The organism is Serratia sp. BNK-33-b (genome assembly GCF_048684565.1).
Classification (GTDB): domain Bacteria; phylum Pseudomonadota; class Gammaproteobacteria; order Enterobacterales; family Enterobacteriaceae; genus Serratia; species Serratia marcescens.
The window spans coordinates 3,070,924-3,087,376 of sequence record NZ_JBLQTZ010000001.1; the positions used below are offsets into that span (position 1 = coordinate 3,070,924).

Below are 16,453 nucleotides of genomic sequence, written 5' to 3' on the forward strand. Positions count from 1 at the left end.
TCCTCCTAAATAACGTTGCTCACCGGCACGTCGATGCCGCCCGCAGCAGCGCGCGGGCGGCATCGCAACGGTCAGCCGTTTTTCATTGCTTCCAGCTCTTCCCAACGGGCGAAAGCCTGTTCCAGCGCTTGCTCGGCATCAGCCAGCGCCGTCAGCACTTCTTGCGTTTCGCTGTGCGGCCGCGTGAAGAAATCCGCGTCACTCATCTGCGCCTGCAGCGCTTCGATTTCCGCTTCCAGCTGTTCGAGCCGCTGCGGCAACTGTTCCAGCTCACGCAGCAGGTTGTAACTCAGCTTGGCCGCCGTTTTCTTCGGTTGTTCGGCCTTTTTCTCCGCCGCCGGTTTGCTCGCGCTCGGCGCCGCCTGACGAATCGGTTTCGCCGTCGCGCGCTGGTGATGCGCATCGTAGTAACCGCCGACGAAGGCATTGATCACGCCGTTGCCTTCGAAGATCCAGCACTCGGTCACCGAGTTGTCGACGAACTGACGATCGTGGCTGACCAGCAGTACGGTGCCCTGATAGCCGTCGATCAGCTCTTCCAGCAACTCCAGCGTTTCGACGTCGAGATCGTTGGTTGGTTCATCGAGGATCAGCAGATTGCTCGGTTTAAGAAACAGCTTAGCCAACAGCAGGCGGTTACGCTCACCGCCCGACAGCGCCTTCACCGGCGTCATCGCGCGTTTCGGGTGGAACAGGAAGTCCTGCAGATAGCCTAATACGTGGCGAGGACGGCCGTTGACCATCACTTCCTGCTTGCCTTCCGCCAGATTGTCCATCACCGTGCGTTCCGGATCGAGATCGGCGCGGTGCTGGTCGAAATAGGCCACTTCCAGCTTGGTGCCGCAGTGCACACGGCCGCTGTCGGCTTTCAGCTGACCGAGCATCAGTTTCAGCAGCGTGGTTTTGCCGCAGCCGTTCGGCCCCACCAGCGCAATCTTGTCGCCGCGCTGCACCTGGGCGGAGAAACCGCGCACCAGCACTTTTTCGCCAACCTGATAATTGACGTCTTCCAGCTCGAATACGATTTTGCCGGAGCGGGTCGCCTCTTCCACTTGCATCTTGGCGGTGCCCATCACTTCGCGGCGCTGCGAGCGCTCGGCGCGCAGCGCCTTCAGCGCGCGCACGCGGCCCTCATTGCGGGTGCGGCGCGCCTTGATGCCCTGACGGATCCAGACCTCTTCCTGCGCCAGCTTGCGGTCGAACTCGGCGTTTTGCAGCTCTTCCACCCGCAGCGCTTCTTCTTTGCTCTGCAGATACAGATCGTAGTTGCCCGGCCAGGAAACCAGCTTGCCGCGATCCAGATCGACGATGCGCGTCGCCATGTTGCGGATAAACGAACGGTCGTGCGAGATGAAGACGATGCTGCCGTCGAACTCTTTCAGGAAGCCCTCGAGCCAATCGATGGTTTCAATGTCCAGGTGGTTGGTCGGTTCGTCGAGCAACAACACGCGCGGTGAGCTCACCAGCGCGCGGCCCAGCGCCGCTTTACGCAGCCAACCGCCGGACAGTGAGGAAAGCTCGGCGTCGCCGTTCAGCCCCAGCTGCAGCAGCACTTCGCTGATGCGGCTGTCGAGCTGCCACAGCCCCTGGTGATCGAGGATCTCCATGATTTGCGCCATGCGCGCCAGGTTTTTCTCGCTTGGATCGCTTTCCACCAGGTGAGAGATCGCGTGATAGGCCTTCAGGTGTTCCGCCTGCTCCGCAACGCCTTCCGCTACGAAGTCGAATACGCTGCCGCCGATATTGCGCGGCGGATCCTGTTGCAGACGTGCCACGATCAGATCTTGTTCGTAGATCACCCGGCCATCGTCCAGCGGGATCTCTTTGCCGAGGATCTTCAGCAGCGTGGATTTGCCGGCGCCGTTGCGCCCGACCAGACACACGCGCTCGTTGTCTTCAATATGAATTTCGGTGTTGTCTAACAGTGGCGCATCGCTGAAAGAGAGCCAGGCGCCGGACATGCTGATTAACGACATAGTAATTATTTTCCTTCGCCGGCGTGAGTCACCAGCCAGCAGTTGTGGATCTGACGGTTACGGGCAAAATCCTGCGACAGCGTCTTGGCGGTGATCTCTTTCGCCTCCAGACCCAACGCGCTCAGCCCTGCCATATCCATTTGGAAACCGCGCTTGTTGTTCGAGAACATGATGGTCCCGTTGCGGCGCAGCAACCGTTTCAAATCTTTCATCAGCGCCAGGTGATCGCGCTGCACGTCAAAGGTGTTCTCCATCCGCTTGGAGTTGGAGAACGTCGGCGGATCGATGAAGATCACGTCGAACTGTTCATTGGCGTTGCTCAGCCAAGACAGGCAATCGGCCTGGATCAGCCGATGCTGACGGCCGGTCAGGCCGTTGGCGCGCAGGTTCTTCTCCGCCCATTCCAGGTAAGTACGCGACATGTCCACCGTGGTGGTGCTGCGCGCGCCGCCCAGCCCGGCGTGCACGCTGGCGGTGCCGGTGTAGGCGAACAGGTTGAGGAAATCCTTGCCGCCGCTCATCTCACCCAGCATACGGCGCGCGATGCGGTGATCGAGGAACAGACCGGTATCGAGATAGTCGGTCAGGTTGACCCACAGTTTGGCGTTATACTCTTCCACCAGCAGGAACTCGCCCTTCTGCGCCAGCTTCTCGTACTGGTTTTTGCCCTTCTGCCGCTCGCGGGTTTTCAGGATCAGCTGATTCGACGGCAGCTCCAGCACCGCCAGCGTCGCGTTGATCACATCGAACAGACGCTGACGTGCTTTCTGCGCATCGACGGTTTTCGGCGGCGCATATTCCTGCACCACCACCTTGCTGCCGTAGCGATCCACCGCAACGTTGTATTCTGGCAGATCGGCATCGTACAGGCGGTAGCATTCAATGCCCTGCTGTTTCGCCCACTTGTCGAGCTTCTTCAAATTCTTGCGCAGACGGTTGGCGAAATCTTCCGCCACCTGCACGCCGCCGGTGGCGCTACCGGCCGGGCTTGCCGCCAGCTGATAATTTTTCTGCACGCACTCCAGCGGGCCGTTCTTCGCCTTGAACTGGCGCTCGGCGCGCAGCTGCAGGCAGCTCAACAGCTCCGGCGAGGCGCTGAACAGCGACAGTTGCCAACCGCCGAAGGCGCTTTTCATCACGCGGCCCAGCATGTTGTGCAGCGCGATCAGCGCCGGTTCGCTTTCCAGGCGTTCGCCGTACGGCGGGTTGCTGATCACCGTGCCTTGCGGGCCTTCCGGCAGCGGGTTGGTCAAGCGCGCGACGTCGCCGACGTTGAAGGTGATCAGCTCGGCGACGCCGGCGCGGCGGGCGTTGCCGCGCGCCATTTCAATCACCCGGCGATCGATATCGGAACCGAAGAAGCGAGAGGCGGTTTCCTGCAGGCCGCGGCGCGCGCGCACCTGCGCTTCGGTGGTGACTTCACGCCACAGTTCGGCGTTGTGGCCATTCCAGGCGCTGAAGCCCCAGTGTTGACGGTGCAGGCCTGGCGCGCGATCGGCAGCGATCATCGCCGCTTCGATCAACAGCGTGCCGGAGCCGCACATCGGATCAAGCATCGGCGTGCCCGGCTGCCAGCCGGAACGCAGCACGATGGCGGCCGCCAGGTTTTCCTTCAGCGGCGCCTGGCCGGTGAGATCGCGGTAGCCGCGCTGATGCAGACCTTCGCCGCTCAGATCGAGCGCCACGCTGGCCATATCGCGCTGCAGGAAGACGTTAACGCGAATGTCCGGCTGCTGTTTGGCGACCGTCGGGCGTTGGTCGAGTTTGCGGGTGAAGCTGTCGACGATGGCGTCTTTCACCTTCAGCGCGCCATATTGGCTGTTGCGGATCTCTTCGTTCACGCCGCTGAAATGCACGGCAAAGGTTTTATCCACGCCAAAAATGCTCGGCCAGTCGATCGCCTGCACCCCGAGGTACAGATCCAGATCGCTGTGCACGCGGAATTCGTTCAGCGGCAACAGAATGCGCGAAGCCAGGCGGCTCCACAGCAAGCTTTGGTACAGAAGACGATCGTCACCCTGAAAATGTACCCCGCCCTGCACCACTTTGCAGTCGTGAGCGCCAAGCGCTTCCAGCTCGCTTTTTAACAGTTCTTCCAATCCACGCGCCGTGCTGGCAAACAGAGAGTTCATATCGTACTTATCACCAAAAAGAAAATTGTTGCGCATTATAGCTAATCCGCACCGCTTGTCATAAAGTTGCTCCCTTCTATTTAATCATCGCACGGAGATAAGGGTGATCACGCTTTCCAAACTCTACGTCCATCCGGTTAAATCACTGCGCGGCCTGCAGCTTTCTTACGCCCAGGTCGGCAGCAGCGGTCTGGCCTTCGACCGCAACTTTATGATCACGGAGCCGGACGGCACCTTTATTACCGCGCGCCAATATCCGCAGATGGTGCTGTTCACGCCGGCGCTGCTGCCGGACGGGCTGTTCCTGACCGCGCCGGACGGCGAAAGCGCCGCCATTCGCTTCAGCGACTTCGCCGCCGCGCCGCAGCCGACCGAGGTATGGGGCAACCATTTCACCGCGCTGACTGCGCCGGATGAGATCAACCGTTGGCTGAGCGGCTATTTCCAGCGCGACGTGCAGCTGCGCTGGCTGGGGCCGGAGCTGACCCGCCGGGTCAAGAAGCACCCTGAAATCCCGCTGACGTTTGCCGACGGCTACCCTTATCTGCTGATTAACCAGGCTTCGTTCAACGATCTGCAGCAGCGTTGCCCCGGCAGCATCAAGCTGGAACAGTTCCGCCCCAATCTGGTGGTGAGCGGCGCTACCGCCTGGGCTGAAGACGGCTGGCAGGTGATCCGCGTCGGCGACGTCATGTTCGATCTGGTGAAACCCTGCAGCCGCTGCGTGCTCACCACCGTCAGCACCGAGCGTGGCCGCAAGCACCCGAGCGGCGAACCGCTCAGCACGCTGCAAAAATTCCGCTCCGCCGACAACGGCGACATCGATTTCGGCCAGAATATGATCGCGCGCAACAGCGGCATCATCCGCGTGGGCGATACGGTGGAAGTGCTGTCGACCAAGCCGCCGCGCCCTTATGGCGCAGGCAAAGTGGTGGAGAGCGTGCAAGCGCCGCAAGACAGCGCGCACAGCGTCACGATCGAATATGAAGGAAAGGTGTTTACCGGCAACAACCAGCAGATTTTGCTCGAACAGCTGGAGCAGCAAGGCATCCGCGTGCCTTACTCGTGCCGCGCCGGGATTTGCGGCAGTTGCCGCATTACGTTGCTGAGCGGTGAAGTCGCGCCCCTGAAGAAAAGCGCGCTGGGCGACAACGGCACCATCCTGTGCTGCAGCTGCATCCCGAAAAGTGATTTGACCCTGGCGTAATCCGCCTTATACCGCCCTGTCGTAAGCCGGGGCGGCGCTTTCATCCTGCGCGCAGGGTTTCAGCCGATCGTGCATCACCTTGATGGCGTCGCCCAATACCATGGTACGGCCAGCGACCGTCAGCTGATTTTGCGCCAGCAGGCACAGGCTGGCGTTATCCCCGGCCTCCACCACCAGCAAGCGCGCTTCCGCGCCGCTCTCCATCACTTTCACCGCCGCCAGCTCGCCGTTTTTCGGCTGCAGCGGGTAATGCTGCTGCGAGAAATGCCAGCTCTTCGGCATCAGCGGTTTCAGGAAGCGGTAGGCGACCAGCGCATTCAACACCAGCTCGGCGCGCTGTTCATGGCTCAGCTTGACCTGCTTGCACTGTTCTTCATAGGTGAAATAAAGGGCGGCGTCATCTACGCAAAAAGCGCATTCATCGAAGGCGTCCGGCGTTAACATTTTGGCCGGGAAACGTGAACGAAAGATCATACCATTAGCTAAATCCAGCATTAGCCGATCGTGTTCGGCATCAAAATACCAACGCCAATTATCGTCAGGTTTTATCTTCATTTCGTATCCTTCTCGCTGCCTATGCCAACGCCGCACTCACCCTAAAAGGCGATTTTATCACCGATAAAATAGCTTAAACATCGGATAATTCCGCGAACGATATTTATGCTAACGAACAAAATATAGACGAGCCGGGGGCAGAAATAAACCCCCGGAATAAAATGAGAGGAAAAATATTAGATATGGGTAACGATATCTTTAATCAAACGCGGGCCGTGATAGATAAATCCGGAATAAATTTGCAGCAGGCTCGCGCCGGCCTCCATTTTTTCGCGCGCCGCCGTCAGCGAATCGATGCCGCCTACGCCGATAATCGGCAGACGCCCTTGCAGTTCGGTGGAGAGGCGACGGATCACTTCGGTACTGCGTGATTGCAACGGACGCCCACTTAACCCGCCCGCTTGTTCGCAGTAATTCAGCCCTTGGATCAATTTTCGATCCAACGTGGTATTGGTGGCGATCACGCCATCGATATTATGCCGCACCAGGCTATCGGCAATTTGGATCAATTCTTCTTCTGAAAGATCCGGCGCGATCTTTACCGCCACCGGCACATATTTGTGATGACGCGCATGTAATTCCTGCTGCTTATTTTTAATCGCAGCCAAAAGATCGTCCAGCGCTTCGCCATACTGTAAGGATCGTAACCCCGGCGTATTCGGTGAAGAGATGTTAATCGCGATATATCCGGCATACGGATAAACTTTATCCATGCAGATCAAATAATCGTCTTTGCCCTGCTCGACCGGCGTGTCTTTATTCTTGCCGATATTGATCCCAAGAATGCCGCCGAAATGGGATTTCTTAACGTTTTCAACCAGATTGTCCACGCCATGGTTATTGAACCCCATGCGGTTAATCAGGCCTTCCGCCTCAACCACGCGGAACAAGCGCGGCTTGTCATTGCCCGGTTGCGGACGCGGCGTCACGGTGCCGACCTCCACATGGCCGAAGCCCATCGCGCCGAACGCATCGATGCATTCGCCGTTTTTATCCAGACCGGCGGCCAATCCCAGCGGGTTTTTAAACGACAGCCCCATGCAGTTGACCGGTTTGGTCGGCACGGACTGACGGACAAGAAACGCTAATGGGGTGCCGGTAATACGGCTGAGCTGACGAAAGGTCACTTCGTGCGCGCGCTCCGGATCGAGCTGGAACAACGCTTTCCTGATGAGGGGGTAGTACATGGACTCTCCTGATTTCCCGGTTGCAAACCGGGGGCGTATTATCCGGTATCCCCCGCCTAATTGGAATTGATTAAAGGCAAAAAAAGCCGTTTTTACGCAATCGTTTTCCCTCTTCGCCGCCAAATCGCTGCCAATCCGCTTTTGCGCATATCCAAATCAAAAAATGAGATTTAAAAAACGCGCCCGGTTGCTGGTAGGTTTAAAACACTTCCCATTGATTTTCTAATTAAACCTAACTTTTAGTTATAAGGAGTGGCAATGCGCGTTATATCACTGGCCGGTAGCCCACGCATCCCATCACGTTCCGCCGCGCTGCTCTCGCTGAGTCAGAACTGGCTGCGGCAGCAAGGGGTGGAAGTGACGGCCTATACCCTGCACGACTTTGACGCCGAAGATCTGCTGTACGCCAACTTCAACAGTCCGGCGATCAAGGCGTTTGCCGAGCAGCTGGCGCAGGCCGACGGCCTGCTGATTTCCACGCCGGTTTATAAAGCGTCGTTCTCCGGCGCGCTGAAAACCCTGCTGGATCTGCTGCCGGAACGCGCTCTGGATCATAAGGTGGTGTTGCCGCTGGCGACCGGGGGATCTGTCGGCCACATGCTGGCGGTGGACTATGCGTTGAAACCGGTACTGGCGGCGCTGAAAGCGCAAGAGGTGCTGCACGGCGTGTTCGCCGACGACAGCCAGATCCAGCTGACCGACGAAGGCGCCACGCTCACCGACGCCGTGGCCGCCCGGCTGGAAGAGGCACTGGCCAGTTTCTATCTGGCGCTTGGCCGCCGCAAACCGCCGGCGCTGCGCGTCGCCTCGCCACTGGCGGCGCGTCAAACCGCCTGAAACGCCTGGAAAAGGAGAGCCTGAATGAAACAACGCATCGCTTTGCGGCGTTGGCTGAGCGCCGCCGCCTTCACCGGCCTGCTGTCGCTGGTTTGGGCCAACGCCGCCGTCGCTCAGGATCCGGCGCAGTTCCGCATCGGCTACCAAAAAGGATCGGTCAGTCTGGTGCTGGCGAAGAGCCACCGGCTGCTGGAGGAACGTTTCCCCGCCACCCGCATCAGTTGGATCGAGTTTCCCGCCGGCCCGCAAATGCTGGAGGCCCTGAACGTCGGCAGCATCGATCTGGGCAGCACCGGCGATATTCCGCCGATCTTCGCGCAGGCCGCCGGGGCTGATCTGCTGTATGTCGGCGTTGAGCCGCCCAAACCGAAGGCGGAAGTGATCCTGGTGCCGGAAAACAGCCCGATCAAAACCGTCGCCGATCTGAAAGGCCATAAGGTCGCGTTCCAGAAAGGATCCAGCTCACATAACCTGCTGCTGCGATCGCTGCAAAAAGCCGGACTGAAATTTACGGATATCCAGCCCGCCTATCTGACGCCCGCCGATGCGCGCGCCGCATTCCAACAGGGCAACGTCGATGCCTGGGCGATCTGGGATCCTTATTATTCCGCCGCGCTGCTGCAGGGCGGCGTGCGGGTGCTTGGCGACGGCACCGATCTGAATCAGACCGGTTCCTTCTATCTGGCGGCGCGCCCCTATGTCGAAGCCAACGGTGCCTTTATCAGCCAGGTCTTGACGGTGCTGACCCAGGCCGATGCGCTCACCCGCAGCGACCGGGCGCAAAGCGTGACCCTGCTGGCCAACGCCATGGGGCTGCCGGAACCGGTGATCGCCAGCTATCTGGATCACCGCCCTCCGACCGCCATCACACCGCTCGATGCGCATACGATCGCCGCGCAGCAGCAAACCGCCGACCTGTTTTACGCCAACCGGTTGGTGCCGGTGAAGGTCGACATCTCGCAACGCATCTGGCGCCCAAGCGCGCAATAAATACGGGGGAACATTGACGATGAGCCTGAACGTTTTCTGGTTTTTACCCACCCATGGCGACGGCCACTATCTTGGCAGCGCGCAGGGCGCTCGCAGCGTCGATCACGGTTACTTGCAGCAGATCGCCCAGGCGGCGGATCGGCTGGGATTCGGCGGCGTGCTGATCCCCACCGGTCGCTCTTGCGAAGACTCCTGGCTGGTGGCCGCCTCGCTGATCCCGGTCACCCAGCGGCTGAAATTTTTGGTCGCGTTGCGGCCGGGTATCATCTCCCCTACGCTGGCGGCGCGTCAGGCGGCGACGCTGGATCGCCTGTCCAACGGGCGCGCGCTGTTCAATCTGGTCACCGGCGGCGATCCGGAAGAGCTGGCGGCGGAGGGGTTACATCTCAGTCATGAAGAGCGTTACGAGGCCTCGACCGAGTTCACTCATATCTGGCGCCGGGTGCTGGAAGGGGAAACCGTCGATTTCCACGGCAAGCATATTCAGGTGAAAGGCGCCAAGCTGCTGTTCCCGCCGGTGCAGCAGCCGCGCCCGCCGCTCTATTTCGGCGGATCCTCCGCCGCCGCGCAGGATCTGGCCGCCGAACAGGTAGAAATGTACCTCACCTGGGGAGAGCCGCCGGCGCAGGTCAAAGAGAAGATCGAGGAAGTACGCGCCAAAGCGGCGGCGAAGGGCCGACAGGTGCGTTTCGGCATCCGCCTGCACGTCATCGTGCGGGAAACCACCGAAGAGGCCTGGCGCGCCGCCGATCGGCTGATCGCGCACCTCGATGAGGAAACCATCGCCAACGCGCAGCAGGCCTTTGCGCGCTTCGACTCCGTCGGCCAACGGCGCATGGCGGCGCTGCACGGCGGCAAAAAGGATAACCTGGAGATCAGCCCGAACCTGTGGGCCGGCATCGGCCTGGTGCGCGGCGGCGCCGGCACCGCGCTGGTGGGCGATGGCCCGACGGTCGCGGCGCGCATGCAGGAATATGCCGATCTGGGCATCGACACCTTTATTCTCTCCGGCTATCCGCATCTGGAAGAGGCCTACCGCGTCGGCGAACTGCTGTTCCCGCACCTCGATCTGGCGCAGGAGGAAACGCCCGCTCGCCTTCAACCGGTGCGCCCGCAGGGCGAAGTGGTGGCCAACATCTATGTTCCGCAAAAAGTATCGCAGAGCTGAGGAGCGCCCCGATGGCAAATAACGTACAACGCATCCTGTATCGGCTGGCTCCCTGGGCGCTGCCGTTGGCGCTGGTGATCATCTGGCAGATCGCCGTCGAAACCGGCTGGCTGTCCAACCGCATTTTGCCGGCGCCGAGTGCGGTGCTGGCCGCCTTCTGGCGCCTGAGCCAAAGCGGCGAACTGTGGCAGCACCTGAGCATCAGCAGCCAGCGCGCGTTGATCGGCTTTGGCATCGGCGGCAGCATCGGACTGATACTCGGCTTTATTACCGGGCTGTCACGCTGGGGTGAACGCCTGCTGGACAGCTCGGTGCAAATGATCCGCAACGTGCCTCATCTGGCGCTGATCCCGTTGGTGATCCTGTGGTTCGGCATCGATGAATCCGCCAAGATCTTTCTGGTGGCGCTCGGTACGCTGTTCCCGATTTATCTCAACACCTATCACGGCATCAAAAACATCGATCGCGGCCTGTTGGAGATGGCCCGCAGCTACGGCCTGAGCGGTTTCCGCCTGTTTACACAGGTGGTGCTGCCGGGCGCGCTGCCGTCGATTATGGTCGGCGTGCGTTTCGCTCTCGGCTTCATGTGGCTGACGCTGATCGTCGCCGAAACCATCTCGGCCAATTCGGGCATCGGCTACCTGGCGATGAACGCGCGTGAATTTCTGCAAACCGACGTGGTGGTGGTGGCGATCGTGCTGTACGCCCTGCTCGGCAAGCTGGCGGACGTGGGCGCGCAGCTGTTGGAGCGCGTCTGGTTGCGCTGGCATCCGGCCTATCAACTGAAACAGGGAGAAGCGCTATGACCCTTCCCGCTCGCCTTGCGCAAGGCACGCCGGTGACGCTGGAGTCCATCGGCAAACGTTACGGCAACCGCACGGTGCTGGACAATATTCAGCTGCGCATTTCCGCCGGGCAGTTCGTGGCGGTGGTCGGCCGCAGCGGCTGCGGCAAGAGCACCCTGCTGCGCCTGTTGGCCGGCCTGGAACAGGCCAGCAGCGGCGCGCTGCTCAGCGGCAACGCGCCGCTTGCCGCCGCTAAAGAGGATACCCGGTTGATGTTTCAGGATGCGCGCCTGTTGCCGTGGAAAACGGTGATCGACAACGTAGGTCTGGGGCTGCGCGGCCAGTGGCGCGACGCGGCGCTGCAGGCGCTGGACGCGGTCGGTTTGGCGGATCGCGCCCACGATTGGCCGGCGGCGCTGTCCGGTGGACAAAAACAGCGGGTCGCCCTGGCGCGCGCGCTGATCCACCGCCCCCGCCTGCTGCTACTGGACGAACCGCTCGGAGCGCTGGATGCCCTGACGCGCATCGAGATGCAAGGGCTGATAGAAACGCTGTGGCAACAACACGGTTTTACCGTACTGCTGGTCACACATGACGTCAGCGAAGCCATCGCGCTGGCGGATCGGGTGATCCTGATCGAAGAGGGGCATATCGGGCTGGATCTGGCCATCGATCTGCCGCGGCCGCGCCGCAAAGGCTCGGCCAGGCTGGCGGAACTGGAGGCCGAAGTGCTGGAACGGGTGTTATCGCCGCCGGCCGCAGCGGACAGTACCCGCCGGGCGGTGAACTGAACGGATTAAAAAAGGGACGGCGCAGGCCGTCCCCCTTATCTATTCAGCGCGAAAAGATCAGGCGTCGAGCGCCTTGCTGATCTTCTCGTACAGATCGCCGGACAGGTTTTCCAACCCTTTCAGCTGTTCCAACGCCTTGCGCATCAGCGCCTGACGGCCCGCGTCGTAACGCTTCAGGCGAATCAGCGGTTCAATCAGGCGCGCGGCGATCTGCGGGTTGCGCTGGTTGAGATCGCTGAGGATCTCCGCCAGGAACTGATAGCCGCTGCCGTCCGCGGCATGGAACGCCGCCGGGTTGCCGGAAGCGAAGCCGCCGATCAGCGAACGGGTGCGGTTCGGGTTGCTCAGGCTGAACGAACGGTGATGCAACAGTGCGCGCACCTTGCTCAACACATCTGCCGCCGGGCTGCTGCCCTGCAGCACGAACCACTTGTCCATCACCAGGCCATCCTGATGCCAGCGCTCGTCGAACGCCGCCAGCAGCGCATCGCGGCACGGCAGCTGGGCCGCGACCGCAGCAGACAGCGCCGCCAGCGAGTCGGTCATGTTGTCCGCCTGGCGATACTGTTCGCTCACCAGCTGGTCCGCCAGCGCCACATCTTCGCCGAACGCCAGATAGCCCAGGCACACATTACGCAAGGCGCGCTTGGCGATCTCGGCATGCTCCACGCGGTAGCCGTCGGTCTTGTTGGCGTGATACACCGCCAGCCACTCATCGGCCAACTCCCGCGCCAGACAGCGTACGATCGCTTCGTGCACCGCGGCGATCGCTTCCGGATCGATAGTGGCGAACAGCTCGGCGATTTCGTTCTCCGACGGCAGCGTCAGGATCTGCGCCGCCAGCGCCGGATCCAGTTTTTCGTCCAGCAGCACCGCGCGGAACGCATCGGCCACGTGCAGCGGCAGCGACAGCGGCTGCTTCTGCTGGTGCCGCGCCACGTTCAGCTTGATATAGGTCGCCAGCAGGCTCTGTGCCGCATCCCAACGCGCAAATTCATTGCGAGCGTGCTGCATCAGGAAGGTCAGTTGCTGATCGCTGTACGGATAGTCCAGCTTCACCGGCGCGGAGAATTCGCGCAGCAGCGACGGCACCGGCTTGTGCGCCACGCCGTCGAACACGAAAGTTTGCTCCGCTTCGGTGACGTTCAGCACGTTGTTGACCGGCAGGCCGCCTTTTTGCAATGGAATGACATTGCCTTCGCTGTCGTACAGTTCGATATCCAGCGGAATATGCAGCGGCAACTTCTCCGGCTGATCGGCGGTCGGCGCGGTCTTCTGGCTGACATGCAGGCGATACTGTTGGGTTTCCGCGTCGTACTCGTCGCGCACCGTCAACAGCGGCGTGCCGGACTGGCTATACCAACGGCGGAAGCGCGACAGATCGACGTTAGACGCATCCTCCATCGCCTGAACGAAATCGTCGCAGGTAGCGGCGCTGCCGTCGTGGCGTTCGAAATAGAGCTGCATCCCTTTCTGGAAGTTCTCCTCCCCCAACAGGGTATGCATCATGCGGATCACCTCGGAACCCTTTTCATACACCGTGAGGGTGTAGAAGTTGTTCATCTCGATGACTTTGTCCGGGCGGATGGCGTGCGCCATCGGGCTGGCGTCTTCGGCAAATTGCGCGCCGCGCATCACGCGCACATTGTCGATGCGGTTGACTGAACGCGATCCCAGATCGGAACTGAATTCCTGATCGCGGAACACCGTCAGCCCCTCTTTCAGACTGAGCTGGAACCAGTCGCGGCAGGTCACGCGGTTACCGGTCCAGTTGTGGAAGTATTCGTGGCCGATCACCGCTTCGATGTTCAGGTAATCCTTGTCGGTAGCGGTTTCCGCCTTCGCCAGCACATATTTGGAGTTAAAGATATTTAACCCTTTGTTCTCCATCGCGCCCATATTGAAGAAATCGACCGCCACAATCATATAAATGTCGAGATCGTATTCCAGACCGAAGCGGGTTTCGTCCCACTTCATCGAGTTCTTCAGCGAAGTCATCGCCCAGTCGGCGCGATCCAGGTTGCCGCGATCGACGAACAGCTCCAGTGCGACCTTACGGCCGGAACGGGTGGTGAAGCTGTCGCGCAGCACGTCGAAGTCCCCCGCCACCAGCGCGAACAGGTAGCAAGGTTTCGGGAACGGATCCTGCCATTGTACCCAGTGGCGGCCATCAGCCAATTCGCCCTGGCCGATGCGGTTGCCGTTCGACAGCAGGAACGGATAGCGCGTCTTGTCGGCCACGATGCGGGTGGTAAAGCGCGCCAGCACGTCCGGGCGATCCTGGTAATAGGTAATGTGGTGGAAGCCTTCTGCTTCGCATTGCGTGCACAGCGCATCGCCGGACAGGTACAGCCCTTCCAGCGCGGTGTTCTTCGCCGGGTGAATATCGTTGACAATGGTAAGAGTGAATTGTGCCGGCAACTCTTCGATGATCAGCTGGTTATCCTGCTGACGGTAGGCGCTCCACGGTTGGCCGTCGACCTGAATGCTCACCAGCGTCAAATCTTCGCCATCCAGCACCAGCGGTGCACCGGCCGCCCCCTGACGTTTGATTTTACTGACGGCGGTCACGCGCGTGGTTTCCGCATCCAGACTGAAGTCCAAATCGATATCGGTCGTGGTGTAATCGGGCGCGCGATAATCGTGGCGGTATTTTGCCTGTGGCTGTTGTGTCATAAAAACCCTTAAACGTCTCAGTGAGTTATAGGTGCCAGGCTGCGCTTCTCCTTCGTACCGCAGCCGGTATGTTCCCCTGCGGCGCGCGGTGAGCCTGAATTGTGAATAAACTGTATCACAGCTGGCCGAAAAGCCCAGAGCCGCAGGGCGACAAAGAGAGAGAAATCAGAGGCAAATCATAAATCGGCCGGCAGGCGGCAGTGCGGGTGACCAATGGCTAAATAAAAATCAGCATTTAATGCTAAAAAGCCGCCATCGCGGCGCGCCGGCATAGTTGAGGCGACACAGGCGGCATGGTGGTATAATTGCGGCATCAGGCTCAGGGATGACTCGCACTATGAAAATTAAATACGCAATCTATTTTTTTACCCTGTGCCTGATGACTTCCTTCTCTCTGTTCATCGTCGATGAGCTGCTCGAAGCCCATACCGACTACCGCGACAACCAGCTGAACCTGTACAAAATCGATCGCGCCAAAGAAATTTCCGAAGCCTTTCAGGCTGCGCTGCTGGCTCATCGCCTCAAACGATTGAGCCTGATCGATCCGCAAATCACCCGTGCGCAATGTTTGGCCGCCGATCGGGTGGCACGCGAGAGAATCACCCGGATCCGCGAACATCTGGACGATGAGGTCGCCAGACAGCTCGGGGTTCGGCAAAAAATCGCCGCGCTGTCGATGATCGCGTTGATGGAGCAGCTGCTGGATAATGACAACCTGCAGCTTTCGCAGGTCAATAACACCAACGCCAATCTGTTCAACATCAACAGCGCCTATTACATCTCGCAAACCAGCAAGAGTTATTACCGTTACACCTACGATACCCGGATGGTGGATACCGACTCCTTTATGTTTCTCGAGGCCATCCGTCTCAATAACCGGTTAAATATGTCATTGACGGAATTGAGCGATCAGATTATCGACGTCAACGTCAGCCCGCTCGTTCGCAAAGACGCCTATCTAAAGTCCATTCAGCTTACCGGCGTGCTGAACGCACTGAGCACCCGATTGATCTTCATGAAGATCAACTACGACGATGGACAAATCACCAACATCGTCAATGCGTTGCTCGCCCAGGTGTCCGCTGAGCGCCTCCAGCAGATTACCAATGGGCTGTATACCGCTATCGATACCCATAAGCCCTACCCCACAGCGCTTATTTCTCGCTATGTCGACGATGTGAGCGGGCTTTCGCAGGCGCTGTATCAACGCAGTTTCGAATTGGAAACCCTCGCCTCGCGCCACAAGATTTACGACAGCCAGACGACCATTTACGGCATGATCGCACTCGCCGGCCTGGTGGTTTTGCTGTTCATTTTGCCGGCGTTGGTGTTCTGCACCAGCATCAACCGCTGGTTGACCAAGACCCACAACAATATCGTGCGGCTGTCGCGCGGTGAGATGAATATCGATCGCAACGATGCCTTCTACAGCCAAGAATTGATCGCCATCAGCGACGCCATTCAGCAGCTCAGGCAATACCAGCTGGACAAGGTCTCGCTGGAGAGCGAGAAACAACTGCTGATTAAAGAGCTCGAGGCCTCTTCCTTCCTCGATCCGCTCACCAATATCTACAACCGCCGTAAATTCTTCCTTGAATGTCAACTGCTGGGCAACGCCAGCTACCCGCAGGCCTTTTGCCTGATCGACATCGACAATTTCAAACAACTCAACGACAGCTACGGCCACGACGTGGGTGACCGGGCACTGGTGGCATTCGGCCACTTGCTGCAACGCGCGTTCCGCGCCAGCGACATCTTCTGCCGCTATGGCGGCGAAGAGTTCGCGGTGCTGCTGGGCAACTGTTCGTTGGACAACGCGCGGGACATCATGGAGCAATTGCGCGCACGTACTCATCGCCTGACGCTAAATCTGGCCGACGGACGGCAAGTGCGCTTCACCACCAGCTGCGGCATCGCGCCGGTCAGCGCGTTCGCCGCGCTGCAGGCGGCGATCAAACAGGCGGACGAAGCGCTCTATTTTTGCAAAAAGAACGGCAAGGATCGGGTCAGCGTGCATACCCAGGCCGGCTTTATCTGATTCGTTGTTTAAAATAATTAACATTATAATTTTTATGACTAATTAGGCTAAGTCATTCACCTTACAGGCATATCTGGCTTTTTTTCCTCCCCGCCGCTATCCGGCTGCCAT

General features: G+C 59.7%; 12 protein-coding genes. 7 read left to right on the forward strand and 5 right to left on the reverse strand.

What is annotated here, in order from left to right; translation table 11 throughout:
* Positions 1–71: 71 nt before the first annotated feature.
* Complete coding sequence (locus tag ACMGGK_RS14860; protein ID WP_143778799.1) at positions 72–1,976, reverse strand: ABC transporter ATP-binding protein; 1,905 nt, start codon at positions 1,974–1,976, stop codon at positions 72–74.
* 5 nt (positions 1,977–1,981) lie between these two features.
* Positions 1,982–4,108: a bifunctional 23S rRNA (guanine(2069)-N(7))-methyltransferase RlmK/23S rRNA (guanine(2445)-N(2))-methyltransferase RlmL gene (rlmKL, locus tag ACMGGK_RS14865; RefSeq protein ID WP_028127997.1), complete on the reverse strand. Its 2,127-nt coding sequence runs from the start codon at positions 4,106–4,108 to the stop codon at positions 1,982–1,984.
* 103 nt (positions 4,109–4,211) lie between these two features.
* Between rlmKL and ACMGGK_RS14870 the strand changes: the two genes are divergently transcribed.
* A complete protein-coding gene (locus tag ACMGGK_RS14870; protein ID WP_016928298.1) occupies positions 4,212–5,315 on the forward strand; it encodes a YcbX family protein in 1,104 nt (367 codons plus the stop codon).
* A gap of 6 nt (positions 5,316–5,321) precedes the next feature.
* Here ACMGGK_RS14870 and ACMGGK_RS14875 read toward each other — a convergent pair whose 3' ends face one another.
* Both ACMGGK_RS14875 and pyrD read right to left on the reverse strand, forming a co-directional pair.
* A complete protein-coding gene (locus ACMGGK_RS14875) occupies positions 5,322–5,870 on the reverse strand; it encodes a cell division protein ZapC (RefSeq protein ID WP_004928171.1) in 549 nt (182 codons plus the stop codon).
* A gap of 176 nt (positions 5,871–6,046) precedes the next feature.
* Complete coding sequence (pyrD, locus tag ACMGGK_RS14880; RefSeq protein ID WP_015377348.1) at positions 6,047–7,057, reverse strand: quinone-dependent dihydroorotate dehydrogenase; 1,011 nt, start codon at positions 7,055–7,057, stop codon at positions 6,047–6,049.
* Between the two features lie 258 nt (positions 7,058–7,315).
* Here pyrD and ssuE point away from each other — a divergent pair, with 258 nt between their 5' ends.
* From ssuE to ssuB, 5 genes are read left to right on the forward strand one after another with little or no spacing between them, the layout of a single operon-like run.
* A complete protein-coding gene (gene ssuE / locus ACMGGK_RS14885) occupies positions 7,316–7,894 on the forward strand; it encodes an NADPH-dependent FMN reductase (protein ID WP_033640802.1) in 579 nt (192 codons plus the stop codon).
* Between the two features lie 24 nt (positions 7,895–7,918).
* Entirely contained in the window at positions 7,919–8,884 is a 966-nt protein-coding gene (locus ACMGGK_RS14890; RefSeq protein ID WP_015377347.1) for a sulfonate ABC transporter substrate-binding protein, read from the forward strand.
* A 19-nt stretch (positions 8,885–8,903) separates the two neighbouring features.
* A complete protein-coding gene (gene ssuD, locus ACMGGK_RS14895) occupies positions 8,904–10,052 on the forward strand; it encodes an FMNH2-dependent alkanesulfonate monooxygenase (RefSeq protein WP_016928301.1) in 1,149 nt (382 codons plus the stop codon).
* An 11-nt stretch (positions 10,053–10,063) separates the two neighbouring features.
* The gene (ssuC, locus tag ACMGGK_RS14900) at positions 10,064–10,858 is read left to right on the forward strand and encodes an aliphatic sulfonate ABC transporter permease SsuC (protein WP_033640803.1); all 795 of its coding nucleotides are present in this window, start codon (positions 10,064–10,066) and stop codon (positions 10,856–10,858) included.
* Positions 10,855–11,628: an aliphatic sulfonates ABC transporter ATP-binding protein gene (ssuB, locus tag ACMGGK_RS14905; RefSeq protein ID WP_016928303.1), complete on the forward strand. Its 774-nt coding sequence runs from the start codon at positions 10,855–10,857 to the stop codon at positions 11,626–11,628. Before ssuC ends, ssuB begins: the two co-directional genes overlap by 4 nt.
* Positions 11,629–11,685: 57 nt before the next feature.
* Here the strand turns inward: ssuB and pepN are convergent, their stop codons facing one another.
* Complete coding sequence (gene pepN, locus ACMGGK_RS14910) at positions 11,686–14,304, reverse strand: aminopeptidase N (RefSeq protein WP_079449435.1); 2,619 nt, start codon at positions 14,302–14,304, stop codon at positions 11,686–11,688.
* 337 nt (positions 14,305–14,641) lie between these two features.
* On the opposite strand from pepN, the gene ACMGGK_RS14915 reads away from it, so the two are divergent.
* On the forward strand, positions 14,642–16,342 hold the full coding sequence (locus ACMGGK_RS14915; RefSeq protein WP_420276993.1) for a GGDEF domain-containing protein: 1,701 nt from the start codon (positions 14,642–14,644) through the stop codon (positions 16,340–16,342).
* Positions 16,343–16,453: the final 111 nt, after the last annotated feature.